General features: G+C 48.0%; 24 protein-coding genes. 13 read left to right on the top strand and 11 right to left on the bottom strand.

Going from position 1 to position 25,683, the window contains the following annotated elements; translation table 11 throughout:
• Positions 1-187: 187 nt before the first annotated feature.
• The 3 genes from tamA to K9N75_RS02725 are packed head-to-tail and all read left to right on the top strand — an operon-like array spanning position 188 to position 6,203.
• Complete coding sequence (tamA, locus tag K9N75_RS02715) at positions 188-1,924, top strand: autotransporter assembly complex protein TamA (protein ID WP_224452205.1); 1,737 nt, start codon at positions 188-190, stop codon at positions 1,922-1,924.
• The gene (gene tamB / locus K9N75_RS02720; protein ID WP_224452206.1) at positions 1,921-5,850 is read left to right on the top strand and encodes an autotransporter assembly complex protein TamB; all 3,930 of its coding nucleotides are present in this window, start codon (positions 1,921-1,923) and stop codon (positions 5,848-5,850) included. The genes tamA and tamB overlap by 4 nt, the downstream gene beginning before the upstream one ends.
• On the top strand, positions 5,850-6,203 hold the full coding sequence (locus K9N75_RS02725) for a gamma-glutamylcyclotransferase family protein (RefSeq protein WP_004093677.1): 354 nt from the start codon (positions 5,850-5,852) through the stop codon (positions 6,201-6,203). The genes tamB and K9N75_RS02725 overlap by 1 nt, the downstream gene beginning before the upstream one ends.
• A 75-nt stretch (positions 6,204-6,278) precedes the next feature.
• Here K9N75_RS02725 and ppa read toward each other — a convergent pair whose 3' ends face one another.
• Positions 6,279-6,809 carry an inorganic diphosphatase gene (gene ppa, locus K9N75_RS02730; RefSeq protein ID WP_004093679.1) on the bottom strand — a complete coding sequence of 177 codons (531 nt, stop codon included), beginning with the start codon at positions 6,807-6,809 and terminating at the stop codon, positions 6,279-6,281.
• 272 nt (positions 6,810-7,081) lie between these two features.
• Positions 7,082-8,086, bottom strand: coding sequence for a class 1 fructose-bisphosphatase (fbp, locus tag K9N75_RS02735; protein ID WP_004093680.1), 1,005 nt, complete (start codon positions 8,084-8,086; stop codon positions 7,082-7,084).
• 168 nt (positions 8,087-8,254) lie between these two features.
• On the opposite strand from fbp, the gene mpl reads away from it, so the two are divergent.
• On the top strand, positions 8,255-9,634 hold the full coding sequence (mpl, locus tag K9N75_RS02740) for a UDP-N-acetylmuramate:L-alanyl-gamma-D-glutamyl-meso-diaminopimelate ligase (protein WP_039187866.1): 1,380 nt from the start codon (positions 8,255-8,257) through the stop codon (positions 9,632-9,634).
• 194 nt (positions 9,635-9,828) lie between these two features.
• Here the strand turns inward: mpl and yhcN (K9N75_RS02745) are convergent, their stop codons facing one another.
• The 3 genes from yhcN (K9N75_RS02745) to argR form a co-directional block, all read right to left on the bottom strand.
• The gene (yhcN, locus tag K9N75_RS02745; protein WP_004093682.1) at positions 9,829-10,092 is read right to left on the bottom strand and encodes a peroxide/acid stress response protein YhcN; all 264 of its coding nucleotides are present in this window, start codon (positions 10,090-10,092) and stop codon (positions 9,829-9,831) included.
• A gap of 135 nt (positions 10,093-10,227) precedes the next feature.
• A complete protein-coding gene (yhcN, locus tag K9N75_RS02750; RefSeq protein WP_004093683.1) occupies positions 10,228-10,491 on the bottom strand; it encodes a peroxide/acid stress response protein YhcN in 264 nt (87 codons plus the stop codon).
• Positions 10,492-10,921: 430 nt separating this feature from the next.
• Positions 10,922-11,392, bottom strand: a complete 471-nt coding sequence (gene argR, locus K9N75_RS02755; RefSeq protein WP_008814867.1) for a transcriptional regulator ArgR — start codon at positions 11,390-11,392, stop codon at positions 10,922-10,924.
• Between the two features lie 467 nt (positions 11,393-11,859).
• On the opposite strand from argR, the gene mdh reads away from it, so the two are divergent.
• Positions 11,860-12,798: a malate dehydrogenase gene (gene mdh, locus K9N75_RS02760; RefSeq protein WP_008814868.1), complete on the top strand. Its 939-nt coding sequence runs from the start codon at positions 11,860-11,862 to the stop codon at positions 12,796-12,798.
• Positions 12,799-12,861: 63 nt separating this feature from the next.
• Here the strand turns inward: mdh and K9N75_RS02765 are convergent, their stop codons facing one another.
• Complete coding sequence (locus tag K9N75_RS02765) at positions 12,862-13,161, bottom strand: helix-turn-helix domain-containing protein (protein ID WP_008814869.1); 300 nt, start codon at positions 13,159-13,161, stop codon at positions 12,862-12,864.
• Between the two features lie 209 nt (positions 13,162-13,370).
• The gene (ispB, locus tag K9N75_RS02770) at positions 13,371-14,342 is read right to left on the bottom strand and encodes an octaprenyl diphosphate synthase (protein ID WP_008814870.1); all 972 of its coding nucleotides are present in this window, start codon (positions 14,340-14,342) and stop codon (positions 13,371-13,373) included.
• A gap of 259 nt (positions 14,343-14,601) precedes the next feature.
• Between ispB and rplU the strand changes: the two genes are divergently transcribed.
• From rplU to cgtA, 4 genes are all read left to right on the top strand, one after another.
• Positions 14,602-14,913, top strand: coding sequence for a 50S ribosomal protein L21 (rplU, locus tag K9N75_RS02775; RefSeq protein ID WP_004093692.1), 312 nt, complete (start codon positions 14,602-14,604; stop codon positions 14,911-14,913).
• A gap of 18 nt (positions 14,914-14,931) precedes the next feature.
• The gene (gene rpmA / locus K9N75_RS02780) at positions 14,932-15,189 is read left to right on the top strand and encodes a 50S ribosomal protein L27 (protein WP_004093693.1); all 258 of its coding nucleotides are present in this window, start codon (positions 14,932-14,934) and stop codon (positions 15,187-15,189) included.
• Positions 15,190-15,278: 89 nt separating this feature from the next.
• Positions 15,279-16,220, top strand: a complete 942-nt coding sequence (locus tag K9N75_RS02785; RefSeq protein ID WP_008814871.1) for a DMT family transporter — start codon at positions 15,279-15,281, stop codon at positions 16,218-16,220.
• Between the two features lie 66 nt (positions 16,221-16,286).
• On the top strand, positions 16,287-17,465 hold the full coding sequence (cgtA, locus tag K9N75_RS02790; protein WP_004093695.1) for an Obg family GTPase CgtA: 1,179 nt from the start codon (positions 16,287-16,289) through the stop codon (positions 17,463-17,465).
• 104 nt (positions 17,466-17,569) lie between these two features.
• On the opposite strand, the gene pmrB is transcribed toward cgtA, so the two are convergent.
• The 3 genes from pmrB to dacB are packed head-to-tail and all read right to left on the bottom strand — an operon-like array spanning position 17,570 to position 20,781.
• Positions 17,570-18,643 carry a two-component system sensor histidine kinase PmrB gene (pmrB, locus tag K9N75_RS02795; RefSeq protein WP_039187871.1) on the bottom strand — a complete coding sequence of 358 codons (1,074 nt, stop codon included), beginning with the start codon at positions 18,641-18,643 and terminating at the stop codon, positions 17,570-17,572.
• Entirely contained in the window at positions 18,640-19,302 is a 663-nt protein-coding gene (pmrA, locus tag K9N75_RS02800) for a two-component system response regulator PmrA (RefSeq protein ID WP_061059247.1), read from the bottom strand. Before pmrA ends, pmrB begins: the two co-directional genes overlap by 4 nt.
• A gap of 45 nt (positions 19,303-19,347) precedes the next feature.
• Entirely contained in the window at positions 19,348-20,781 is a 1,434-nt protein-coding gene (gene dacB / locus K9N75_RS02805; RefSeq protein WP_064575319.1) for a serine-type D-Ala-D-Ala carboxypeptidase, read from the bottom strand.
• 278 nt (positions 20,782-21,059) lie between these two features.
• On the opposite strand from dacB, the gene greA reads away from it, so the two are divergent.
• Complete coding sequence (greA, locus tag K9N75_RS02810) at positions 21,060-21,536, top strand: transcription elongation factor GreA (RefSeq protein ID WP_004093704.1); 477 nt, start codon at positions 21,060-21,062, stop codon at positions 21,534-21,536.
• 139 nt (positions 21,537-21,675) lie between these two features.
• Here the strand turns inward: greA and yhbY are convergent, their stop codons facing one another.
• On the bottom strand, positions 21,676-21,969 hold the full coding sequence (gene yhbY / locus K9N75_RS02815) for a ribosome assembly RNA-binding protein YhbY (protein WP_004093705.1): 294 nt from the start codon (positions 21,967-21,969) through the stop codon (positions 21,676-21,678).
• Positions 21,970-22,109: 140 nt separating this feature from the next.
• Between yhbY and rlmE the strand changes: the two genes are divergently transcribed.
• The 3 genes from rlmE (at position 22,110) to folP (ending at position 25,683) form a co-directional block, all read left to right on the top strand.
• Positions 22,110-22,736 (top strand): 23S rRNA (uridine(2552)-2'-O)-methyltransferase RlmE, encoded by a 627-nt coding sequence (gene rlmE, locus K9N75_RS02820; RefSeq protein WP_008814875.1) that lies wholly within the window; start codon positions 22,110-22,112, stop codon positions 22,734-22,736.
• 56 nt (positions 22,737-22,792) lie between these two features.
• Complete coding sequence (gene ftsH, locus K9N75_RS02825; RefSeq protein WP_008814876.1) at positions 22,793-24,739, top strand: ATP-dependent zinc metalloprotease FtsH; 1,947 nt, start codon at positions 22,793-22,795, stop codon at positions 24,737-24,739.
• Between the two features lie 110 nt (positions 24,740-24,849).
• Positions 24,850-25,683 carry a dihydropteroate synthase gene (folP, locus tag K9N75_RS02830; protein WP_008814877.1) on the top strand — a complete coding sequence of 278 codons (834 nt, stop codon included), beginning with the start codon at positions 24,850-24,852 and terminating at the stop codon, positions 25,681-25,683.

The following is a 25,683-nucleotide window of genomic DNA, read 5'->3' on the forward strand; positions in this document are numbered from 1 at the left end:
CGTTTGTAATCAATTCGGTCATTAGTTGTATCTCATACTTACTTTGCGCACAATATGCCTAATTATTGCAACCATGTACTAATGGCAATGCAAACTAGTGCAATTGCACATTTTTGAGTTCCGTCAGATAGCAGTCCCCCTGACAGGCGGAATGTTTTACAGGTAGGGTTAAACGTTAGGAGTTCGCGTGCCACGATTTCGTGTCTTTGGCTTTATATGCCTATTTTTGGCATCCCCATTGGCCAATGCAGCGCAAGTTCGCTTAAAGGTTGAAGGTTTAAGCGGGTCGCTCGAACAGAACGTACGGGCCAGTCTTTCCACCATCGAAAGCGATGAAGTCAGCAATGATGGCCGTTTTCGCGCCCGTGTTGATGAGTCTATCCGTCGTGGGCTGAAAGCGCTCGGCTATTATCAACCGACAATTGAATTTGATTTTCAGGATCGTAAACCGCCTGAGCGTCCGCTATTGATCGCGAAAGTGAAGGCGGGTGAGCCTGTGCTTATTGCTGGCGTTGATGTGAAAATCCAAGGACAGGCGAAGGATGATGAAGCGTATAAAGAGCTTTTGAAAACCGGTGAGCCTAAAATTGGCACCGTGCTTAACCACGGCACCTACGATAGCTTTAAAAATTCGCTGACGTCTATCGCGCTGCGACGAGGTTATTTCGATGCCACAATGCCAGTACACCAACTCGGCGTGATTGAAGATGAGCGCAAAGCATTTTGGGATATCGATTTTGACAGCGGTAAACGTTACCGCTTTGGTGATGTAACTTTCGAAGGATCGCAGATCCGCGAAGAGTATCTGCGCAATTTGGTGCCTTTCAAACAGGGTGAATATTATACGTCCGAGGAGATGGCTGAGTTTAGCCGTCGCTTGTCAGCGACTAACTGGTTTAACTCGGTGGTCGTTTCTCCAGATTTCAAACAGGTTACGTCAGAAAAAGAGCTGCCGTTAGACGCAGTGCTTTCACCAAAGGTGCGTAATACCGTAGAGCTCGGTGGCGGCTATGCCACCGATGTCGGCCCGCGCGTACAGGCAACGTGGAAGCGACCGTGGATAAACTCTTATGGCCACAGTTTTGAGACCTCGCTTAACCTTTCTGCCCCTGAACAAACAGCTGATTTCAGTTATAAAATTCCTCTGCTGAAGAATCCAATCGAGCAATATTATCTGTTGCAGGGCGGATTTAAGCGAACCGATCTCAACGATACCGAAGAAGATACCACGACGTTGAACGTGGCGAGATATTGGGAGCTTTCGAGCGGTTGGCAGCGTTCGGTTAACCTGCGTTGGAGCCTTAACCACTTTACTCAGGGCGAAGTTACCAACAATACCATGCTGCTCTATCCAGGGATCATGTTAAACCGAACCCGCTCGCGTGGTGGGTTGATGCCGGTGTGGGGAGATAGCCAACGTTATTCATTTGATGTTTCTGATACCACGTGGGGATCGGACGTCGATTTTGCTGTAGTGCAGGCGCAACAGGTTTGGATCCGCACCTTAGTCGAAAAACATCGCTTTGTTGTACGCGGTAACGTGGGGTGGATTGAAACCAACGACTTTGAAAAAGTTCCACCTAACCTGCGTTTCTTCGCCGGTGGCGATCGCAGCATTCGTGGCTATAAATACAAATCCATTTCGCCGGAAGATAGCTCTGGCAAGCTGACCGGTGCCTCTAAGCTGGCGACGGGCTCATTAGAATATCAATATAACGTCACTGGTAAATGGTGGGGTGCCACCTTTGTGGACTCTGGTGAAGCGGTGAACGATATCAAACGTAGTAATTTCTACACCGGTGCCGGTGTTGGCGTACGTTGGGAATCTCCGGTGGGGCCCATCAAGCTAGACTTTGGGGTACCGGTGGGTGACAAAGACAACCACGACCTACAGTTTTACATCGGATTGGGGCCTGAACTATGAGACGTGTTATCAAATTCAGCCTGAGTTTTCTGCTGGTTGTTGTGCTACTGGTGGTTGGTCTGATAGGAACAGTCATCAGCACACCGGGTCTTCATTTTGTTATTAACAGTGCGGCGCGTTGGGTGCCGGGATTAGATATCGCGGGAGTGACCGGTGGCTGGCGTAATCTAACGTTAACCGGTGTTTCCTATCAGATGCCGGGCGTGAAAGTGAAGGCCGGAGAATTCCATCTAGCGGTTGATGTAGGGTGTCTGAAAAAGAGTGAGCTGTGTCTGAATGCGCTGACGGCGAATCAGATCGATGTTGCTATCAACACTCAAGAACTCGCACCGTCAGAACTCGCTCCAGAAGAAACTAACAGTGAACCGCTGACCGAGCTGAAAGCACCTTATCCGGTCGCGATTCGTTTACTGCGGATCAATAACGTGCATGTTACCGTCGATGATACCGCCATTTCACTGGATGAGTTTCGCACTGGTGCTGAATGGCGAGATCGCGGCCTGACGCTGTTGCCGACTCATATTCAATCTCTGCTGGTGGCGTTACCGAAAACGCCTGCCACCCCGGTGCAGGATCAGGTTGTTGCCGTTGCTATCAAAGATAAGCCGGTCACTCAGGCTGCCATGGATGCGGCGTCCGAGAGTGCCAAACAGGCGGCGAGTGATGCTGCGGAGCACGTGGCGAAACAGGTCGTCAAGCCAGAGCAGGCTAAGGCTGATGCACAGAAAGAGGTTCAGGCTGAAGCGGAAAAGGCGGCGCCCGAGAAACCGTTAGGAGAAGTGCTGGCGGAGCTATTTGCTAAACCGCTACTTCCGGATCTGCCTGAACTGCGTTTGCCATTGGATCTTACCGTTAAGCGTATTTCCGGTGACCAACTGCGTGTTACCGGTGATAGCGACATTGTGGTGAATACATTGTTGGTGAGAGCCGTCACTAAAGACAGTGCGCTGCGTTTACATACGCTTGAGGTTCGCTCGCCGCAGGGTAATGTGTCGATGCATGGTCAGGCGACATTGAGCGATCAATGGCCGATGGATTTCCGTCTGAATGCGGATTTGAACGTTGATCCCGTCAAGGGAGAAAAGTTGAAGTTAGGTATTAAAGGTAACCTGCGCGATGTATTGACGCTTGATGCGAATCTCTCTGGTCCGTTGAAAGCCACGCTGGCGGCTGAAACTCAGTTGGCTAAGGCTGGTCTACCTCTGGCACTGACCTTAGAAAGCCCAGGAGTACAGTGGCCGCTGACGGGAGCCTCTGAATATCAGGCAAAAAATATCCGAGTGCGCCTGAACGGTAGCGGAAAAGCCTATGCGCTATCAATGCGTACGGATGTTAGTGGCAATGAGCTCCCAGCAGCTAAAATTACGCTGGATGGTAAAGGTACCGACCAGCAGTTTAATTTGAACCGCCTACGTGTTGCCGCGTTACAGGGGAATACCGATTTATCGGCGTTGGTTGATTGGAGTAAGGCGATTAGCTGGAAAAGCAAGCTAACCTTAGACGGCATCAATACCGCGAAACAATGGCCTGAGTGGCCCGCGAAGCTGAATGGCAAGATTGAAACTCAGGGGAGTCTGTACGGTGGCAATTGGCAGCTACGCGTGCCAGTGCTTCAGCTTGCGGGCAACGTGAAGCAAAATCAGGTCGATGTACGTGGCAACTTGACGGGAAATCAGGCAGGGCAGTGGAAAATCCCTGAAATGCATATCGGTCTGGGGCGTAACAAGATTGATATCACCGGCGAGCTGTCAGATAAATGGGCATTGGATGCGGTTATCGATGCTCCTCGTCTGGATGGTAACCTGCCTGGGTTGGCGGGAACCGCAAAAGGTACGCTGAAACTGCGTGGCAATCTTAAGGCGCCTCAGGTACTCGCCGATCTCACCGCGTCAGGTTTGCAGTGGCAAACGCTGACGATCAACCGCATTAAGCTTGACGGCGATGTTCGCTCCGCTGAACAAATTGAAGGTAATTTGAATGTGCGTGTCGAACAGCTTAAACAGGATGATTTCCTGATTAGCTTACTCACACTGGACGCTAAGGGCAGCGAGAAGCAGCACCAACTACAGTTGAAAATCAATGGCGATCCCATTTCGGGGCAGTTAGCGCTGAAAGGTAGCTTCGATCGGGCTACAGAACGTTGGCAGGGAACGTTAAACGATACACGTTTTGATACTCCGGTAGGGGAGTGGCGTTTAACGCGCCCAATTGCCCTCGACTATCTCAATGCCCAGCAAAAAATTAGCGTTGGCCCTCACTGTTGGCTGAACCCGAATGCCGAAGTTTGCGTGCCTAAGACCATAGAAGCGGGAGCCAGTGGTAATGCCAGCGTTGTGCTTAACCGTTTTGATTTGGCAATGATTAAACCGTTCTTAGGCCCAGACACTGCGCTAAACGGCGTGTTTACCGGTCGCGCGGATGTGAGCTGGAAAGAGGGGGAAGCATTACCTGAAGCAAAAGTGACTCTGAGTGGTAAAGGGGTCAAGGTTCAACAGGTCGTGCAGGGGAACCCACTTCCTATTGCTTTTGATACGTTGAATTTGAACGCCGCGCTGAATCATGGTCGTGCTCAGCTTGATTGGCTGATAAAGATTGCCGGTAACGGCCAGTTAGACGGTAATGTGCAGGTTGCGGATCCTCAGGGGCGGAGAAATCTGTCGGGGAACGTTAATATCAAGAACATTTCGTTGGCGATGTTGAATCCAGCATTGATGTCCGGCGAAAAAGCACAGGGTATGCTTAACGCGGCTCTCCGTTTAGGCGGTAATGCGCAACAGCCACAAATTTATGGTCGTATGGCGCTGGATAAGGTGGATATTGACGGTCAGTTTATGCCGTTTGATATTACCGACGGTAATTTGGCTGTGAACTTTGAAGGAATGAGCTCAGCGCTGCAAGGGGTGATTAAAACGTCTCGCGGGCAGCTAAATCTCACCGGTAACGCCGATTGGCGCGTAATTGATGCATGGCGAGCGCAGATTGCAGTGAAAGGAGATCGTGTTCGCGTAACGGTACCGCCGATGGTGCGTTTGGATGTCTCACCGGATATTGTGTTCGAAGCAACGCCGAAAATGTTTGCTCTGAATGGTTCAGTGGCCATTCCATGGGCTCGCATCACGGTGCAGGAATTACCGGAGAGTGCGGTCTCAGTCTCTTCGGATGAGGTGATGCTGAATAACGATCGTCAGCCGATCAAACCAGCAACGGCGTCTATTCCGATCAATAGCAACCTAAACATCAGTATTGGGCCGAATGTTCGCTTGGATGCGTTTGGTCTGAAGGCGAGATTGCAGGGTGATCTGAAGATGGTGCAGGATGAGCACGGACTTGGTTTGAACGGTCAGGTGAACATCCCTGAAGGGCGTTTTGCGGCTTATGGACAGGATTTGTTGATTCGTAAAGGGGAACTTATCTTCTCCGGACCGCCAGAACAACCGCTGCTCAATATTGAGGCGATTCGTAATCCAGACGCTACGGAAGATGATGTTACTGCCGGTGTTCGTGTCACAGGGCTTGCCGATCAGCCGAAACTAGAAGTATTCTCAGATCCTGCCATGTCACAACAGATGGCTTTGTCTTATCTGCTGCGTGGTCAGGGATTAGAAAGTTCGGGAACGGACAGTAATGCGATGACTTCAATGCTGATTGGTATGGGGGTCGCGCAAAGTGGGAAGCTGGTGGGTAAAATCGGCGAAACATTTGGCGTAAGCAATTTATCTCTGGATGCTCAGGGCGTTGGGGACAGCTCACAGGTTGTGGTGAGTGGTTATGTACTACCAGGATTACAGGTAAAATATGGGGTAGGGATATTTGATTCGTTGGCAACGCTGACGCTACGTTATCGCCTGATGCCTAAATTATATCTGGAAGCGGTGTCTGGACTCGACCAGGCACTCGATTTGCTCTATCAGTTTGAGTTTGAGTGATGCGAATTATTGTATACGGAAGTCTACGTCGTAAGCAGGGTAACAGTCACTGGATGACTAACGCTATGCTGCTAGGTGAACATGAGCTCGAAGGCTACGAGATGTACGATCTCGGGCATTATCCAGCGGTAGTGCCTGGCGAAGGCAAAGTCTTTTGCGAGGTTTATCGCATTACCTCTTCTATCTTAGCCGAGCTAGATGACTTAAAAAGCAACAGCAAGGACTATCGTAGAGAGCTAATCAAAACGCCATTTGGCAGCGCATGGATCTATATCTATCTATACTCGGTAGAAGGTTTACCGCGTATTAAATGCGGTGATTGGCTGAAGCGTGGTCAGGAGTGCGACGAGTAAAGCGTCGCTTTCCGACCAGAAAGACATAAAAAAACACCGCCATCAGGCGGTGTTTTTTCGTGCGGAGAAAAACAATTATTTGTTTTTAGCGCGCTCGAAAGAGGCAACGATTTCAGCTTTAGCCGCTTCAGCGTTGTCCCAGCCTTCAACTTTAACCCACTTGCCTTTTTCCAGATCTTTGTAGTGTTCAAAGAAGTGGGAGATTTGGGCACGCAGCAGTTCAGGCAGATCGTTCACATCTTTGACGTGATCGTATTCTTTGGTCATTTTGCTGTGTGGAACAGCAACCAACTTCGCATCTTCACCTGCTTCGTCAGTCATTTTCAGCACGCCAACTGGGCGGCAACGAATAACTGAGCCAGGCTGCAGTGGGTACGGAGTTGGAACCAAAACGTCAACCGGGTCGCCGTCCAGAGACAGAGTGTGGTTGATGTAGCCGTAGTTGCAAGGGTAGAACATGGCAGTAGACATGAAACGGTCAACGAACAGGCAGCCGGTTTCTTTGTCTACTTCATATTTGATTGGATCAGCGTTAGCTGGAATTTCGATAACTACGTAGATATCTTCTGGCAGGTCTTTGCCAGCAGGGACATTAATCAAGCTCATGTCGGTTTCCTTTAATCAAACCAGAAATGGAGTGACGGCTATTATAGCGGTCACTCCACAAATGAACAGCCTATACCCATCATACTTGAAGTTGCATCTGTGTTGGCTGCATTCGCTCACCCTAATCACTTACTCAAGTAAGCTCATCGGGACTCACTCATTTGCCGCCTTGATGCAACTCCAATTATTTGGGGTATATACCCGCCATACTTCAAGCTGTAGGTCGCGTCGCGAGCCTAATGTCACTTAAAACCAAACGGGTACTGGCAGGATTATGCGTCTGGGAAATCACTCATGAAGCGCTCAGCGTCTTCAACCATTGAACTGGTACCAACGAAGAACGGTGCACGTTGATGCAGTTTTTCAGGTGCGATGTCCAGAATACGGCGGAAACCATCGGTCGCTTTACCCCCTGCTTGCTCAGCTAAGAACGCCATAGGATTGCATTCATACAGCAAACGCAGCTTGCCACTTGGATGGCTTGCAGTGCTTGGGTAGATATAAATGCCGCCTTTGAGCAGGTTGCGGTGGAAGTCGGCAACCAAAGACCCAATATAGCGAGAGGTGTAAGGACGCTGTGTGGCTTCGTCTTGTTCTTGGCAATATTTGATGTATTTCTTCACACCGAGAGGGAATTTAATGTAGTTCCCTTCGTTGATAGAGTACATATTGCCTTTTTCAGGGAAGCGTACGCGTTCATGCGACAGGCAGAAAACACCGAGCGATGGATCGTAGGTAAAGGCGTGAACCCCGTTACCAGTGGTGTACACTAGCATCGTTGAAGAACCATACACCACGTATCCTGCGGCAACCTGACGATTTCCCGGTTGCAGGAAATCCTCTTCAGTCACCGGTTGTCCGATGGGCGTAATACGGCGATAGATTGAGAAAATCGTACCTACCGAAACGTTTACGTCGATGTTAGAAGAGCCATCCAATGGATCCATCAAAACCACATACTTACCATTGTTGGCACGGTCGCCTTCAAAGATGACAATATCGTCTTCTTCTTCTGATGCGATACCAGCGACCTCGCCGCGCGCTTTTAAGGCGGCCTTGAGTTTTTCGTTGGCATAGAGATCCAGCTTCATCTGAACCTCACCCTGCACGTTTTCCGCACCACTTGCACCGAGAATATCCACTAAGCCCGCTTTGTTGATATCGCGGTGAATAATCTTGGCACCCAGTTTAATTGCGGAGAGGAGAGCGGTTAGTTCGCCAGTAGCGTGTGGAAAATCTTGCTGCTTTTCGACGATAAACTCGCCTAAAGTTTTCATGACACATTCCCTGATTCTGCGAAGGAGTAGCGATTTATTTACAAACCGCCAACGTTTTCGCAGCTATTCTAGCCAATGTATAAAGTGATTCCTAGGTAATTCCATTTCGCGTCAGCCGTTCTCAGCGTTAGAATGTGAACTGACTCGATGTAATCAACTGGAAACGATATGCGCATTCATATTCTTGGAATCTGCGGCACATTTATGGGCGGCCTTGCTTTGCTGGCTCGGACGTTAGGACATGAAGTGACGGGTTCTGATGCCAATGTTTATCCGCCGATGAGCACGCTACTAGAAAAAGAAGGGATCACGCTGATGGAAGGATACGATCCTTCACATTTGGATCCTGCACCTGACTTGGTGATCATTGGTAACGCGATGACGCGTGGTAACCCTTGTGTTGAAATGATTTTGGAGCAGGGAATTCCATACGTTTCTGGTCCACAGTGGCTGCATGATGAAGTATTGCGTCATCGCTGGGTGATTGCGGTTGCGGGAACGCACGGTAAAACCACCACCGCGGGTATGGTCACATGGATTCTGGAAGAGTGCGGTTATGAGCCAGGCTTCGTGATTGGTGGTGTGCCAGGTAACTTTGATGTTTCAGCTCGGATGGGCAATAGCCCATTCTTCGTGATTGAAGCCGACGAGTATGACTGTGCCTTCTTCGATAAACGATCCAAGTTTGTGCATTACTGCCCGCGCACATTGATCCTCAATAATCTTGAGTTCGATCATGCCGATATCTTTGACGATCTTAAGGCCATCCAGAAACAGTTTCATCATCTGGTTCGTCTGGTGCCAGGTAAAGGCCGCATTATTTCACCCGCCAGCGACGCAAACCTGAAGCAAGTCATGGCTATGGGGTGCTGGAGTGAGCAAGAGCTTAGTGGAGAAGATGGAACGTGGAATGCACGTAAGCTGAATCCAGATGCTAGCCATTTCGAAGTGCTGTTGGATGGCGATGTGGTGGGAGAGGTAAACTGGGGGTTAGTTGGCGAACACAATATGCATAATGGTTTAATGGCGATTGCGGCAGCTCGTCATGTCGGTGTATTGCCCGCGGATGCCTGTCGTGCTTTGGATTCCTTCATCAATGCCCGTCGTCGTTTAGAGCTACGCGGTGAAGCCTTTGGTGTAAAAGTTTATGATGACTTTGCCCACCATCCGACGGCAATTTTGGCAACGCTTTCTGCTTTGCGCAGCAAAGTAGGTGGAACCGCACGTATTTTAGCCGTGCTGGAACCTCGCTCTAATACCATGAAAATGGGCGTATCCAAAAACGATCTGGCTCCGGCACTGGGGCGAGCGGATGAGGTCTTTTTGTTCCAGCCTCACCACATTCCTTGGTTAGTGACTGAAGTAGCCGAAGCCTGCGTTCAGCCGGCTCATTGGAGTGCGGATATTGACGTATTGGTCGATATGATTGCGAAAACGGCTCAGCCTGGTGATTATATTTTGGTCATGAGTAACGGCGGCTTTGAGGGCATTCATAGCAAGCTGTTGAAGGCGCTAGAACACAAACAAGAGATTAGCGAGCAAGAATAAAATCATTCTATTGCTTTCGCTGATGTAAAAAGCCGTGGCTCTGCCCACGGCTTTTTTGTCTTTGGTGAGGGCAAAAAAAAGCCTTCGCAAGCGAAGGCAATGGGGTTCGTCTGGTTAGACGAGGGTATTAGTCAACGAGCTCAAGTTAGACACAGGAAACGTTGACCTTATGATGAAACGGTTAGAGCAATTAATTAGCGATAGATCTCTGCGGTAGCGTGGTAGTTACCATCGATACGAGCTTCAATAATGTGATAAGCAGTAGCTCCCTTTGCGTCGGCTTTATCAGAAAGCTGTGCTTTGATATCAGAAGGTGAACCATCAATACCGCTGGTGGTAATGGTGCCTAATGACTGCATAGAGGAAGCCTGCTCTGCGCTGATGGACTGTGCAGCAAATGCACCAAAAGAAACCATTGAAAGAAGGCCTAAAGCAGCGACGGTAGTTTTAATTTTCATGATTATTTTCCTGTTCTATTTCTGCCGCAGTACTTCGATCTTAGATTCAATGACGATTTTCTTTTTGGTCACTGCGGTTGTTAACGATTTTGACTGGCGAAGCTTTATGCTTCGTCTTGCAGGTGAAGCGGAATCTTATTTATAGATTTCAGCGGTTGCGTGGAATGAACCTTCATTACGCGCTTCAACGACACGATAGGCAGTTGCGCCTTGTGCATCCGCTTTGGCTGATAATGCTGCTCTGATATCGCTAGGTGCAGCGCTGACACCGCTAACACTGATAGTGCCGATAGGCTGCATGTTAGAGGCTTGAGCGTTATCGACTAGCTGAGCGGCGAATGCACCGAAAGAAAGAGATGAGAGAATAGCCAGAGCTGCGATAGAAGTTTTAATTTTCATGATGTATGCCTCAGAGATTATCTTATTTAGTTATTGAACTGTGATTCATGTCACGAAAAGAAGTGTACACCTAGTAACTATAAAAATTAATAGCTAGCTAATTGTTTTTTAGGTTTATTTGTTTGGTATTCACGTAGTAAATATATTCAATTGGAATAAAAACAGAGTGAATTTTGTTCTTTTTGGCTTAAATACTAATAAGATCAATAAAATGACATCATGTTGCAAAACGTGCGGAACATGGAGTTTACCCCCTGTCGCAGTACGTATGTTGACTGAAAAGACCATCATTATCATTAGGTGCAGAGTATTGTGCCGTACACATACGCTAAACTAGCAGAAAGGAGAGATCAGCTGAGCCAGAGGGGGGGAGAGGGAAATCAGGTAGGAAATGAATAGGCCCGACAAATAATCAGGCCAGAGAGTGGGCTTAAAGCTCTTGATCGAATAGTGACAAGATAGCGTCGTGCAGCTGTTCTACTGAAAAACCTTTGGCTGGCGTGGTGAAAATTGTGTCATCGCCTGCAATGGTTCCCAGAATGCCTTCTGATTTGCCTAATGAGTCTAATAAACGTGCAATCAACTGTGCTGCGCCTGGGCTGGTATGGATGACAACCACTGAATCGTTGTAATCGACGTCGAGCACGAGATTTTTCAGAGGGCTGCTGGTCGTTGGGACGCCAAGTTCAGCAGGCAGACAATACACCATCTCCATCTTTGCATTTCGCGTGCGCACTGCACCAAATTTGGTCAGCATACGAGATACTTTGGATTGGTTGATATTCTCAAAGCCTTCATCTTGCAGTGCCTGCACGATCTCACCCTGAGAGCTAAATTTCTCTTCCTTGAGTAGCGCCTTGAATGCCTTGATCAAGTCTTCTTGTTTTGTTGGAGTTCGCATTCTTCACCGTAGAAATAGAAATAGAGAACATTATTATGCGCAATAATGAATTTTTATGCAATTTAAGTGCAAAAAATATTAAGTCGGCCATTAAGAAATCAAACCGGCAAGGGCGTGATTTTATCACCTTGCTCATAAAATGAATATGTTAGTCGAATCTGTGACTAAGTCTTCATCATTGGTAAATGGTTTGTTATTAAAATGATGTTGTTGTGATGTAAAGGAAGGGTGTAATGTAACGGCCGGGTAATCAGCTGTGATAAGTGCGCAACGAATTCCTACTTTGTAACCCTATGCCTTTCATGCATAAGCTATTTTTTATTATAAACCTTGCAGTAGGACATGGAATTAGTGCGTCATATCCCAATCTTTGTGTTAACAGATTGTTTTTTAAGACATGATGGACTAAGGTGCGCGGTAATGCATTCACGGCACTCTTAAATTAAAGATAAATCAAGGAGTATAGAATGAAAGTTGCAGTTCTCGGCGCAGCCGGCGGTATTGGTCAGGCTCTCGCCCTTCTTCTTAAAACTCAGCTTCCTTCAGGTTCAGAACTCTCTCTTTATGACATTGCGCCGGTGACTCCGGGCGTTGCTGTCGATCTCAGCCACATCCCTACAGCAGTTAAAATCAAAGGTTTCAGCGGTGAAGATGCGCGTCCAGCATTGGAAGGCGCAGATATCGTGTTGATTTCTGCGGGTGTTGCACGTAAGCCGGGTATGGATCGTTCTGACCTGTTTAACGTAAACGCAGGTATCGTACGCAATCTGATTGAACAGGTAGCGAGTACTTGTCCGAAAGCCTGTATCGGTATTATCACTAACCCAGTTAACACGACAGTAGCAATCGCTGCTGAAGTGCTGAAAAAAGCGGGTGTGTACAATAAAGATAAGCTGTTCGGTATTTCTACATTGGACGTTATCCGCTCCAATACCTTTGTTGCCGAGCTGAAAGGTAAGAACCCAGCAGAAGTCGAAGTACCTGTAATTGGCGGTCACTCTGGTGTGACAATCCTGCCTCTGTTGTCTCAGATCCCAGGTGTGACCTTCTCCGAACAGGAAGTTGCCGATCTGACTAAGCGTATCCAGAATGCAGGCACTGAAGTTGTTGAAGCTAAAGCCGGTGGCGGGTCTGCTACGTTGTCTATGGGGCAGGCTGCCGCACGTTTTGGTCTTTCTCTGGTTCGCGCTATGCAGGGTGAAAGCAACGTTGTTGAATGTGCTTATGTTGAAGGTGATGGCAAATATGCTCGCTTCTTTGCACAGCCTCTGCTGTTGGGGAAAGAAGGGATCGTTGAACGTAAATCCATCGGATCTTTAAGTGCTTTTGAACAAAAAGCACTGGAAGGTATGCTGGAAGTTCTGCATAAAGATATCGAGCTAGGCGAAAACTTCGTTAACAAGTGATTGTTAATAGAAAACGGGTGGTTATAAACACCCGTTAATTTAGCTTAAATCTAACCGCTGACCTTAATCGTCAGCGGTTTTGTTTTTATTCGATCTTCGTGCACGCATGAGTAGCTGTCTATCAATAGGCTGATGAGTGGCGACATCATAATAGCGGCTTGGCCATATCTCAGAGGGATGAATACCTAGCGCTTGAGCAATAATAAATTCGCCTTTAGGCCAAGGACGCGTTAATGCATTAGAGAGCGTGGTGCTAGAAAGCCCTGAGGCTCTTGATAGTCCACTGAGCGTAATTTTCCGTTTGTGCAATGCAGCAATAATATCTGCGTGATGCCAATCTTCATGGCATTGACTCTCTGTCATAATCCATTCCTTTGCGATGACACATTTACAGGGTAAGAAAAATAAGGCTTGTATACATCGCTACTATCTAAAAACACTCTTTAAATTTCAATTAATTTCCAATTACTTCAATAATAAGAAAGCCATTATTTATGGCTTATTTATTGTTTTATATGTTCTTTAAAAGAAAAAGAGCCTTTCGGCTCTTCATTTATTTCTAAAAATAAGAATTAGAATTTTCGATCGACCGCCATATTAGCCAGCCCAATAAGCGCTTCTTTATAAGGCGATTCCGGCAAGACATCTAATGCTGAAATTGCTTTATCAGCTTCTTCTTCGGCTCGCTGACGGGTATAAGTCAGCGAGCCGACTTCATGCATGGTTTCGAGAACGGGTTCAAGCAAATGACGCCCATTGCCTTCTTCAATAGCTTTACGAATCATGGCTGAGCGTTCTGGAGAGCCGTTCTGCATAGCGTGAAGCAGGGGTAATGTTGGTTTACCCTCGTTCAGGTCATCACCCGTATTTTTACCCAGTGTCTTTCCATCAGCATCATAATCCAACAGATCATCGATCAGTTGGAAAGCAGTGCCGAGATAACGCCCATAGTCTTGCAGAGCGATTTCCTGCTCATGTGTGGCACCCGCCAAGATCGCTGATGATTGAGCTGCTGCTTCAAACAAACGGGCCGTTTTACTGTAAATGACTCGCATGTAGTTTTCTTCAGTGATGTTCGGATCATTGACGTTCATCAACTGCAAAACTTCACCTTCAGCGATAACGTTGGTGGCCTCAGACATCAGTTCCAGCACTCGCAATGACTGCAGGCTGGTCATCATCTGGAATGATCGTGTATAGATAAAATCACCGACTAATACGCTCGCAGCGTTACCAAAAGCCGCGTTAGCGGTGGCTTTGCCCCGACGCATATCGGATTCATCAACCACGTCATCGTGCAGCAAGGTTGCTGTATGAATAAATTCAATCAACGCTGCTACGGTGATGTGTTTATCACCCGTATAATTTAATGCTCTAGCCGACAACACGGCGATCATCGGGCGAATCCGTTTACCTCCACCGCTGATAATGTAGTAGCCCAACTGATTGATTAAGCTCACTTCAGAGTTCAGTTGCTGAAGAATCGTTGCGTTCACATCCGCCATATCCTGCGCGGTTAACTCAGTAATTTGTTCTAGGTTCATTGTATTAATTCAACTGTGTTTCCATTTTCCGCCGGGCGAAAGCCCGCATGCAGGCTGTCACAAGCCACCAACTATAGTATGATTGTACTTGAAAAACGTATTAGATAAACGGCGCGAAGAGAACTGTGTTTTTTTTCTTCTTTTCTCCCGATTCTACCCTTGTCTTCTGAATGATTTTTGCGTAGAATTCGCGCCCTATTGTGAATATTTATAGCGCGTATTGGGCAACGAACCATGCGTGCGGAAATGCGGAGTTTATATGTACGCGGTTTTCCAAAGTGGTGGTAAACAACACCGAGTAAGCGAAGGTCAGACTATTCGCCTGGAAAAGCTGGACATCGCAACTGGTGAAACTGTTGAGTTTGACCAGATCCTGATGGTCGCTAATGGCGAAGACATCAAGATTGGCGTTCCATTTGTTTCTGGTGGCAAAGTTAAGGCTGAAATCGTTGCTCACGGTCGTGGCGAGAAAGTAACTATCGTTAAGTTCCGTCGTCGTAAGCATCATCGTAAGCAGCAGGGTCATCGTCAGTGGTTCACTGATGTTAAGATCACCGGCATCAGCGCTTAATTCTAGGAGAGCAGATTAATGGCACATAAAAAGGCTGGCGGCTCGACTCGTAACGGTCGCGATTCAGAAGCTAAACGTCTGGGCGTAAAACGCTTTGGCGGCGAAGCAGTATTGGCAGGTAGCATCATCGTTCGTCAACGTGGTACTAAATTCCACGCTGGCAACAACGTAGGTTGCGGCCGTGACCACACTCTGTTTGCTTTGGCTGACGGTAAAGTCAAGTTCGAAGTTAAAGGCCCGAAAAACCGTAAGTTCATCAGCATCGTTGCTGAATAAGTTTTTCGCGTCTAAATAGATGTAAGGCCCCGCAATAATCTTGCGGGGCTTTTTTACGTTTAGGGCCAAATAGGCCAAGGATGCTGAGTATGGAAAGCAATCAGAACGTCAGGGTGGGAATATGCCTTGCTCTCACAACGGCGATTTTCTGGGGTGCATTGCCTATTGCAATGAAGCAGGTTCTACAGGTGATGGAGCCTTATACCATTGTCTGGTATCGCTTTTTAATCGCATCAGTTGGATTGTTTTTCATTCTTTATTCTCGTAAGCAATTACCACCGATGCGTGTATTCAAGCATCGACGTTGGTTGGTCCTGCTCATTATTGCGACCTTTGGCTTATTAGGTAACTTCGTTCTGTTCAGCAGTTCGTTGCAGTATTTAAGTCCTACGGCGTCTCAGGTAATAGGGCAGCTATCTCCTGTTGGGATGATGTTTGCCAGTGTTTTGATTTTAAAAGAAAAAATGCGCATCACTCAGGTGATTGGCGCATGTATGCTGATTACTGGACTGCTGTTGTTCTTTAACGTCAGCTTGAAAGAAATATTTACTCAACTGACGGCATATACTCTGGGTGTGATCTTAGGGGTGGGAGCCGCAACGGTTTGGGTAAGCTATGGTGTCGCTCAGAAAGTGCTGTTACGGCGATTAGCATCACAACAGATCCTTTGGCTGTTGTACACTTTATGTGCGATATGTTTATTTCCGTTGGCGAAGCCTGCGGTGATTTTTCAGCTGGATGGCTGGCAGTTAGCCTGCTTGATATTTTGTGGGGCCAATACGTTAATTGGTTATGGCGCGCTGGCTGAAGCTATGGCGCGCTGGCAGGCAGCTCAGGTCAGTGCGGTGGTGACGTTAACCCCGCTGTTTACCCTGATGTTCTCTGACTTGTTAGCTTTGGTATGGCCAGATCTGTTCCTTTCCCCATCGCTTAATACGGTGGGCTATATTGGAGCATTTGTGGTGGTAGCCGGAGCGATGTTTTCCGCGGTGGGTCACCGTTGGTGGCCGCGTCGGGCCGAACAAAACTAGCTTACAGCTTACACAGCTAGGTTGCTCAGCTTAAGCAGCCCGGTAAATGATTTACGGAGACAGTAAATGAAATTTGTAGATGAAGCAGCGATTCACATCGAAGCCGGTGATGGCGGCAATGGCTGCGTCAGCTTCCGTCGTGAAAAATATATTCCGCGTGGCGGCCCAGACGGTGGCGATGGCGGTGATGGCGGTGATGTTTATTTGCTTGCCGATGAAAACTTAAATACTTTGATTGACTACCGCTTTGAGAAATCTTTCCGTGCCGAGCGCGGTCAGAATGGCCAAAGCCGTGACTGTACTGGTAAACGCGGTAATGACATCACGATTAAAGTGCCAGTGGGAACACGTGTTGTCGATCTAGACACCGGTGAAGTGCTGGGCGATATGACTCGCCATGCTCAAAAGCTGATGGTGGGTAAAGGCGGCTGGCATGGACTGGGCAATACCCGATTCAAGTCATCAGTAAACCGTGCTCCGCGTCAAAAGACGATGGGGACCAAAGGTGACAAGCGCGATCTGAAGCTTGAACTGCTGCTGCTGGCCGATGTGGGCATGCTGGGGCTGCCGAATGCGGGTAAATCTACCTTCATCCGTGCTGTATCTGCAGCAAAACCGAAAGTTGCTGATTATCCATTTACCACGCTGGTTCCAAGCCTTGGCGTTGTGCGTATGGATCATGAGAAGAGCTTTGTGGTTGCAGACATCCCAGGCTTGATTGAAGGCGCATCAGAAGGTGCAGGCCTTGGCATTCGTTTCCTTAAGCATTTGGAACGCTGCCGTGTACTGCTTCATCTCATCGACTTGGCGCCAATTGACGAAAGCGATCCTATTGAGAACGCGAAAGTCATTATCAATGAACTTGGACAGTACAGCGAAAAACTGTCTCAGAAGCCACGCTGGTTAGTGTTCAATAAGATCGACATCCTTGATCCTGAAGAAGCTAAACAGCGCGCACAGGCGATTGCAGATGCACTGGGCTGGGAAGATAAACATTATCTGATTTCTGCGGCTAACCGTGAAGGTGTGAACGCTTTGTGCTGGGACGTCATGCACTTCCTAGATACGCAGCCACGCGATGCTGAAGTGGAAGAAGAGAAAGAAAAAGCTAAGAAAGCTGAGTTCATGTGGGATGACTATCATCGTGAACAGTTGGAACAGGCAGAAGCCGAAGCTGACGAAGACTGGGATGATGATTGGGATGAAGATGACGACGAAGGTGTCGAAATTATTTATCAGAAATAATCCTGCATTATCTTAACGATATTGTTTGAAAAACATACGTTGAAGAATAGCAAAAGGCTGCCGATGGCAGCCTTTTTAATGCATTTAGCTAAGTGTAAGTTCGGCTAAAACTTGGCTAAAACATTGTGCGGTAGCCAGCAGCTGGCGATAAGACCTGAACCGGCTGCGCTATCGACGTTTTTCAGCGTAAGTTTTCCCTGATGTAGCTGAATAATTCTAATGATGATATTGAGCCCCAAGCCACTGCCTCCATATCGCTGATCCATACGGCGGAACGCCTGAGTCAGCTCGCCTGCTTTGGATTCATCAATACCAGGGCCTTGATCGATCACCCGTAATTCAACGCCTTTTTCATTACATAATGCCACGATGCGAATAGTCGAATTTTCCGGGCTATAGCGGTGAGCATTTTCAACAAGATTACGTAGCATCAGACGAATGAGTACCGCATCGCCGAGCACCTCAGCCCTAGCCGGTATATCTATTTCAAGCCTCTGGTTCCGTAACTTCAGCATTTCGACCAGTTCCACCTCTAGTGGTGGAATGACATCTTTACTAATATCAATGGTTTGGTAGTGCCCGCTGGCGAAGTTTTGCCCTGCTCGAGACAGCATAAGCAATTGTTCAACCGTATGCATCAGTTGATCAATTCGCGTCACTAGCGCTCGAGCTTCGGCAACACCACTTTGCTCCAATAATTCTAGATGCAGCCGAATTCCCGCCAATGGCGTGCGTAGCTCGTGGGCCGCATCTGCAGTAAATAATCGCTCTTGTTGGATGGTATGGCTAAGCCGACTGAATAGCTGGTTCAGTGTGCCGGTAACGGCAGCAATTTCCAGCATATTGCTATCGAGTGTGATGGGCGTGAGATTGTCAGCAGAACGTTTATCCAGCCTCTGTTGCAGCTTGTTAAGCGGGCGGATAATCCAACTGATGGCGATAGCGGACAAAATAAGCGTAAAAGACATCATGACGAGGGAAGGAACCAGCAGTGATGCAATCGCTTCGCGGATCTCTTTTTCGACATGTGCGTCGCGCGCTCTCGCGCTCAGGGTTTCGTTCACTAGAAAGCTGATTTGCTCGCGGCTTTCGTGCCAGAGCCAAAGTGCGCTTGCCAACTGGGTGATTAGCAAAATAAGCGCGAGCATGATTAGCAAACTACGCCGCATGCTGATCATAGCTGGCTTTCCAAACGGTAGCCTACGCTACGTACCGTTTTAATCCGTTCTTTGCCTAGCTTTCGGCGCAGGTTATGAATATGCACTTCGAGCGTATTTGAACTTAAATCATCCTGCCAAGAATAGAGATCTTGCTGCAATATCTCGCGGTTTACCGTCTGACCTGCACGCATCATTAGACGAGAAAGCAATGCAAATTCTTTGGGGGTGAGTTCAATTTGGCTTCCGTCAAACAAAACCTGCTGGGTTGAAAGGTTGAGAATAATATTCTCAACCTGTAACAGATTATCGCTATGTCCTTGAAAACGGCGGATGAGTGCTCTGACACGCGCTTGCAGTTCGACTAATGCAAAAGGTTTAACCAGATAGTCATCTGCGCCAGCATCCAGCCCCTCAACGCGATCTTCTATAGCATCACGAGCGGTGAGCACTAACACCGGTATATCAACTCCGCTGCGTCGCCATTGGCGTAGCAGTGACGCGCCATCCAGATCGGGTAACCCTAAGTCTAGAATGATCAGGCTATATTGCCCAACCTGCTGCAAGCTTTTGGCCTGTGCAGCCGTAGATGCGCAATCACAGGCGTAGCTTTCGTTGCCAAGGGCTTTTGCAAGCCCCTGCTGGATCAGCTCATCATCTTCAACAATCAGTATCTTCATAGACTTTATTCTATACGTTCGGTATGGCCTGTTGAGTTAGAGAGATTAATTATTTTGGTATATGTCTCTATAAAGCCTGCTTTCGAAACGAACCAATGGAGCACGACGGATTTTTTGATCCTGTGGCGGAACCGCATATCCAGAAAGATATTGAACAAACGCCATTCGCTGCCCGCTGGCCGTAGTGATAAAACCAGCCAGATTATATACCCCTTGCAGGGAGCCGGTCTTCGCTGAGACTTTACCGTCCACGCCCGCTTCATGCAGACCGCCACGATACTGCAAGGTACCATCGTGGCCTGCTAATGGCAGCATTGAGATGATATTCAACTGCTGATCGTTTTGCGCAATGTACTGTAAAACCTGCATCATAGTTGCGGGCGAAATCAGGTTATGGCGGGATAAGCCTGAGCCATCAACAAGAATGGTATTGCCAAGATTAATACCCGCTTTCTGGCGCAAAATTTGGCGAACAGAATCAGCGCCAGCTCGCCATGTGCCAGGAACACCTAAACGTTCGTGGCCAATAGTGCGGAATATTGTATCGGCAATCATGTTGTCAGATTTTTTTAGCATTGTGCGCAACAGGCTGCTCAGCGGTGCTGACTGGGTCTGAGCGAGAATTGTTGCTGCGGTATTGGGTGTGGTCTGGCGGCGTAGGTTACCGTCGATTTGAATCTCGGCCTGACGCAGTTCGTCTTTGACAATAGCACCTGCATAACTCGCGCCGTCTTGAATAGCAAAGGCGAGCGGAAGAGGCTCAGAACGCTGAGTTAGGCAACCCGTGACGGTAAAGCGATTTAGCTCGCCGGGTACCACGTCAAGCTCACAATATTGAGCATCGGGCGAGCCTTTGGCCAGCGTGCGTACTTCGCTAAACATATGTACTGGATAGTAGGACGCGACACGAATAAACGCGTTATCACCGGCTTTAGGCGCGCTATACAGTGAGATAGAGAAACAGTTACGATCGACAATTGCTGCGGCCGGTGGGGCACTGAAACACTGAGTCATGTCATTCCATGGCCAGCCCGGCGCTTTATCGTGGCTAGCAAATACGGATGTGTCGATGAGAATGTCACCCGTAATTTCATTAATGCCCTGTTTTTTCAGTGCGGTAACCATGTTACGAATATGCTGGCGTCGCAGTGTTGGATCGCCGCCGAAGCGTACAATCAAATCACCCTTTAGTTTGCCATCACTGATTGAACCACGTGTTTCCATTGTGGTAGAAAAGCGGTAATCGGGACCGAGCTGAAGCAATGCAGCCAGTGCAGTGATGACTTTTTGCGTACTGGCAGGCAGCGCCATTTGCTGCCCATGAAAGTCAATGGCAGGCGTTGGCGAGCCTATTTTTTGAACCAAAAGGGCTAAGTTGGCGCCATCTGGTAAATATTGAGTGTAATCTTGGACGGGTGCAGCTTGAGTACTAAAAGCTAAGGCACAAGCCAATCCACTGATAATTCGTGAAAATTGCATAATCCCAGGATAACTGCAGAGTAACGTGACTGTCATACTACGGTGCATCTAGGGTTAAAGTAAACGATGATACTTACTGAACTCTACGTTAAAATACCCGTCAAAATGCAAAACCGATCTTAACTTGGGTTTTTTAGCCCGAGTTAGTATTTTTTTATTCAACGCCAAGGGTGAGGGACGCATTTTGCGAACCTGTGATCCGATCGCTTCCTGTCATCATGAGATGACGTCAGGATGAGGGCGACTTAAGCAGAATAGATTTCAAGGTGACTAATATTATGAATCAGATTCCGATGACGTTGCGTGGCGCAGAAAAACTGCGCGAAGAGTTGGAGTACTTGAAGGGTACTCGCCGTCCGCAAATTATTGCTGACATTGCCGATGCCCGTGAGCACGGTGACCTGAAAGAGAATGCTGAATATCACGCAGCTCGTGAACAGCAAGGTTTTTGTGAAGGTCGTATTCAGGAAATCGAAGCGAAACTTTCTAATGCAAACGTGATTGACGTTACCAAGATCCCAAATACTGGCCGCGTAATTTTTGGTTGCACCGTAAGCGTTGAAAACCTCGATACTGAAGATAAACAAACTTATTCTATCGTTGGTGATGATGAGGCAGATTTTAAACAAAATCGCATCTCAGTAAATTCGCCAATTGCGCGTGGCCTGATTGGTAAAGAGCAGGGCGATATCGTCGTGATTAAGACGCCAGGCGGCGAAGTTGAATTCGAAATTCTGAAAGTCGAATACATCTGATTTTTATGAAAATTGCTGAGAATTTGCACAACCAGCAATGACTTTTGTAAAGATAAGAAAAAGGCCGCATCGCGGCCTTTCTATTAGGGTGAGAAAGCATCTCAATTTGTGCTATATCTTTTCTTTATACGAAAAGGTATTAACGCGGTAAACTGATCTTGCGTTCTTGGCTTGGACGGTAAATGACTAATACGTTACCGATTAGCTGTACTTGACACGCACCAGTTTCTCGGACGATGGCGTCAGCAATCAAGGTCTTGGTATCGCGCTCTTCAGCGGCAATTTTCACCTTGATGAGTTCATGATGCGCTAGCGCCTGTTCAATTTCAGCGAGAACACCTTCGGTCAAACCGTTGTTGCCTAATTGCACAACAGGTTTAAGCGGATGGGCCAAGCTTTTTAGGTGCTGTTTTTGCTTGTTATTCAGATTCATCGTCTTTTTTGCTTAGGTTGGGATTGAAAACGGTACATTCTACCGCCATCTCCAGTGTATCACCAAATCGGTCTTACATTGTCATGGACACTCCGAAGCAGCTAGGTGGATGAAACTGTTGTTTAGAGAGTTAATATCAGATGGGTAAAAAACGTTCCGCCAGCTCAAACCGCTGGATGCACGAACACTTTAGTGACAAATATGTAATTCAGGCACAGAAAAAGGGACTTCGTTCTCGTGCTTGGTTTAAACTTGATGAAATACAAAGCACTGACAAGCTATTTAAACCGGGAATGACCGTCGTTGATCTCGGCGCTGCGCCAGGAGGGTGGTCACAGTATGTGGTCACGCAAATCGGAAACAGCGGGCGGGTGATTGCTTGCGATATTCTGCCTATGGATCCTATCGTTGGTGTCGATTTCCTTCAGGGCGATTTTCGTGATGAATTAGTTCTCAAAGCGCTGACCGATCGCGTGGGCGAGGACAAAGTGCAGGTTGTGATGTCAGATATGGCTCCCAACATGAGTGGTACGCCATCGGTAGATATCCCGCGTTCAATGTATCTGGTTGAATTAGCACTGGAAATGGCGAAGGATGTCTTAGCTCCTGGCGGCAGTTTTTTAGTGAAAGTGTTTCAGGGAGAGGGCTTTGACGAGTATCTTACGCAGATTCGCTCCCTGTTTACGAAGGTTAAGATTCGTAAGCCTGATGCGTCCCGAGCACGTTCGCGGGAAGTATACATCGTAGCGACAGGGCGGAAACTATAGTACCCTGATGCTTATTGTTAACACAGTTGTAATATGAGGTTAATCCCTTGAGTGACATGGCGAAAAACCTAATCCTCTGGCTGGTCATCGCAGTAGTGCTGATGTCCGTGTTCCAGAGCTTTGGGCCCAGCGAATCGAATAGCCGTAGGGTGGATTACTCTACGTTCCTAACTGAGGTTAATCAGGATCAGGTGCGTGAGGTCCGTATCAATGGACGTGAAATTAACGTTACCAAGAAAGACAGTGGTAAATACACAACCTATATTCCGGTTAACGATCCTAAACTGCTGGATTCTTTGTTAACTAAGAATGTGAAAGTTGTTGGTGAACCACCAGAAGAACCAAGTTTCTTGGCGACTATTTTTATCTCTTGGTTCCCAATGTTGTTGCTGATTGGGGTCTGGATCTTCTTTATGCGTCAGATGCAGGGCGGCGGTGGCAAAGGTGCTATGTCGTTCGGTAAGAGCAAGGCTCGTATGCTGACCGAAGATCAGATTAAAACCACTTTTGCCGACGTCGCTGGTTGTGACGAAGCAAAAGAAGAAGTTGCAGAATTAGTTGAATATCTGCGTGATCCAAGCCGTTTCCAGAAACTGGGTGGTAAGATCCCGAAAGGCATCCTGATGGTGGGGCCTCCAGGTACAGGTAAGACCTTGCTGGCTAAAGCTATTGCCGGTGAAGCTAAAGTGCCATTCTTTACTATTTCAGGTTCTGACTTTGTTGAAATGTTCGTCGGTGTGGGTGCATCCCGTGTCCGTGACATGTTTGAGCAGGCGAAGAAAGCCGCTCCATGTATCATCTTCATTGATGAAATTGACGCCGTAGGCCGTCAGCGTGGTGCAGGTTTAGGCGGTGGTCATGATGAACGTGAGCAGACGCTGAACCAGATGTTGGTTGAAATGGATGGCTTCGAAGGTAACGAAGGTATCATCGTTATCGCCGCGACTAACCGTCCTGACGTGCTGGATCCCGCGTTACTGCGCCCAGGCCGTTTTGACCGTCAGGTTGTGGTTGGGTTACCCGATGTCCGTGGCCGTGAACAGATTCTCAAGGTTCATATGCGTCGTGTGCCATTGGCAACTGACATTGATGCTTCCGTTATTGCTCGTGGTACACCTGGTTTCTCCGGTGCGGATCTGGCGAACTTGGTCAACGAAGCCGCTCTGTTTGCAGCTCGTACCAATAAACGTGTGGTATCTATGGTCGAGTTTGAAAAGGCCAAAGATAAGATCATGATGGGCGCAGAGCGTCGTTCAATGGTCATGACCGAAGAGCAGAAAGAATCTACTGCGTATCATGAAGCAGGCCATGCGATTATCGGTCGACTGGTTCCTGAGCATGATCCAGTACACAAAGTCACTATTATCCCACGTGGTCGTGCGTTGGGTGTGACCTTCTTCCTGCCACAGGGCGACGCAATTAGTTATAGCCGCCAGAAGCTGGAAAGTATGATTTCCGTTGCTTACGGTGGACGCTTGGCTGAAGAGCTGATTTACGGCGTTGAAAATGTTTCTACTGGTGCATCACAGGACATCAAACAGGCAACGACCATTGCCCGTAACATGGTGACCCAATGGGGCTTCTCAGAGAAACTGGGTCCATTGCTGTATGCGGAAGAAGAAGGCGAAGTGTTCTTGGGCCGTTCAGTCTCCAAGACTAAACACATGTCTGATGAAACCGCCCGCATCATCGATCAGGAAGTGAAAGCATTAATTGAACGTAACTACGCACGTACCCGTCAGTTACTGGAAGAAAATATGGATATCATGCATGCAATGAAAGATGCATTGATGAAATATGAAACAATTGATGCTCCACAGGTTGATGACTTGATGGCTCGCCGTGAAGTTCGTCCGCCGGCTGGTTGGGAAGAGGATCAAAACAACCGTTCAGACAACAACGGTGGTGCTCCTCAGGCGCCAGTGAATAAGCCAGCAGAAGAGCAGTTGAATACGCCTTCTTCTGACGACAACATTACGACTGGCAACACTGGCGAAAAATAATTGCCGTGTACCGAGTACATAGTGTGCTGCTAGACAAACCCCGACTTGCTCGGGGTTTTTTTTTGCGTTCAAATACCGCATCAAAATAAAAAATAACATATGGAGACGGCATGCAGCTGAAGGCGCAAGGATTAACTCTGGATTTGACCTATCCGCAGGTAATGGGAATTCTTAACGTAACGCCGGACTCTTTTTCCGACGGGGGTAAACACAATGGTCGCGATGCCGCTCTGCGCCATGCTGAGGCCATGATTAGCGCTGGTGCAACGATTATTGACGTCGGCGGCGAGTCTACTCGGCCGGGGGCTGCGGAGGTGAGTACTGAAGAAGAGCTCGACCGCGTAGTGCCCACTGTTGAGCTGATTGCCCGTTATTTTGACGTTTGGATCTCAGTGGATACGTCCAAGGCTGAAGTGATTACCGCAAGTGCAAATGCTGGGGCTACGCTAATTAATGATATCCGCTCACTCAGCGAGCCTGGCGCGCTAGAGGCGGCGGCTCAGTCGGGTCTGCCGGTGTGCCTGATGCATATGCAGGGCGATCCCAAGACCATGCAGCATAAACCCGTTTATACCGATGTCGTGGCTGAAGTGGATAGCTATCTGGCCTCTCAGATTGAGCGATGCATGGCGGCTGGCATTGATAAAAGCCGCCTGTTGCTTGATCCTGGTTTTGGTTTTGGCAAGAATCTAGAGCATAATTACCAACTTCTGGCTCACCTTGCACATTTCCACCATTTTGGTTTACCGCTTCTCGTCGGCATGTCTCGTAAATCAATGGTTGGTCAGCTTCTGAAAGTCGGCCCGACACAGCGTGTAGCGGGAAGTCTGGCGTGTGCAGTGATTGCCGCAATGCAAGGGGCCCATATTATTCGGGTCCATGATGTTAAAGAGACGGTTGAGGCGATGCGTGTCGTCGAAGCTACACTTTCAGCTAAGGGATAA

The sequence above is a fragment of the Hafnia paralvei genome (genome assembly GCF_020150375.1).
In the GTDB taxonomy this organism is placed as follows: domain Bacteria; phylum Pseudomonadota; class Gammaproteobacteria; order Enterobacterales; family Enterobacteriaceae; genus Hafnia; species Hafnia paralvei.

Coding starts and splice junctions, on each gene's coding strand:
- tamB (WP_224452206.1), top strand. CDS start 1,921: ATGAGACGTGTTATCAAATTCAGCCTGAGTTTTCTGCTGGTTGTTGTG.
- K9N75_RS02725 (WP_004093677.1), top strand. CDS start 5,850: ATGCGAATTATTGTATACGGAAGTCTACGTCGTAAGCAGGGTAACAGT.
- ppa (WP_004093679.1), bottom strand. CDS start 6,809: ATGAGCTTGATTAATGTCCCTGCTGGCAAAGACCTGCCAGAAGATATC.
- fbp (WP_004093680.1), bottom strand. CDS start 8,086: ATGAAAACTTTAGGCGAGTTTATCGTCGAAAAGCAGCAAGATTTTCCA.
- mpl (WP_039187866.1), top strand. CDS start 8,255: ATGCGCATTCATATTCTTGGAATCTGCGGCACATTTATGGGCGGCCTT.
- yhcN (WP_004093682.1), bottom strand. CDS start 10,092: ATGAAAATTAAAACTACCGTCGCTGCTTTAGGCCTTCTTTCAATGGTT.
- yhcN (WP_004093683.1), bottom strand. CDS start 10,491: ATGAAAATTAAAACTTCTATCGCAGCTCTGGCTATTCTCTCATCTCTT.
- argR (WP_008814867.1), bottom strand. CDS start 11,392: ATGCGAACTCCAACAAAACAAGAAGACTTGATCAAGGCATTCAAGGCG.
- mdh (WP_008814868.1), top strand. CDS start 11,860: ATGAAAGTTGCAGTTCTCGGCGCAGCCGGCGGTATTGGTCAGGCTCTC.
- K9N75_RS02765 (WP_008814869.1), bottom strand. CDS start 13,161: ATGACAGAGAGTCAATGCCATGAAGATTGGCATCACGCAGATATTATT.
- ispB (WP_008814870.1), bottom strand. CDS start 14,342: ATGAACCTAGAACAAATTACTGAGTTAACCGCGCAGGATATGGCGGAT.
- rplU (WP_004093692.1), top strand. CDS start 14,602: ATGTACGCGGTTTTCCAAAGTGGTGGTAAACAACACCGAGTAAGCGAA.
- rpmA (WP_004093693.1), top strand. CDS start 14,932: ATGGCACATAAAAAGGCTGGCGGCTCGACTCGTAACGGTCGCGATTCA.
- K9N75_RS02785 (WP_008814871.1), top strand. CDS start 15,279: ATGGAAAGCAATCAGAACGTCAGGGTGGGAATATGCCTTGCTCTCACA.
- cgtA (WP_004093695.1), top strand. CDS start 16,287: ATGAAATTTGTAGATGAAGCAGCGATTCACATCGAAGCCGGTGATGGC.
- pmrB (WP_039187871.1), bottom strand. CDS start 18,643: ATGATCAGCATGCGGCGTAGTTTGCTAATCATGCTCGCGCTTATTTTG.
- pmrA (WP_061059247.1), bottom strand. CDS start 19,302: ATGAAGATACTGATTGTTGAAGATGATGAGCTGATCCAGCAGGGGCTT.
- dacB (WP_064575319.1), bottom strand. CDS start 20,781: ATGCAATTTTCACGAATTATCAGTGGATTGGCTTGTGCCTTAGCTTTT.
- greA (WP_004093704.1), top strand. CDS start 21,060: ATGAATCAGATTCCGATGACGTTGCGTGGCGCAGAAAAACTGCGCGAA.
- yhbY (WP_004093705.1), bottom strand. CDS start 21,969: ATGAATCTGAATAACAAGCAAAAACAGCACCTAAAAAGCTTGGCCCAT.
- rlmE (WP_008814875.1), top strand. CDS start 22,110: ATGGGTAAAAAACGTTCCGCCAGCTCAAACCGCTGGATGCACGAACAC.
- ftsH (WP_008814876.1), top strand. CDS start 22,793: ATGGCGAAAAACCTAATCCTCTGGCTGGTCATCGCAGTAGTGCTGATG.
- folP (WP_008814877.1), top strand. CDS start 24,850: ATGCAGCTGAAGGCGCAAGGATTAACTCTGGATTTGACCTATCCGCAG.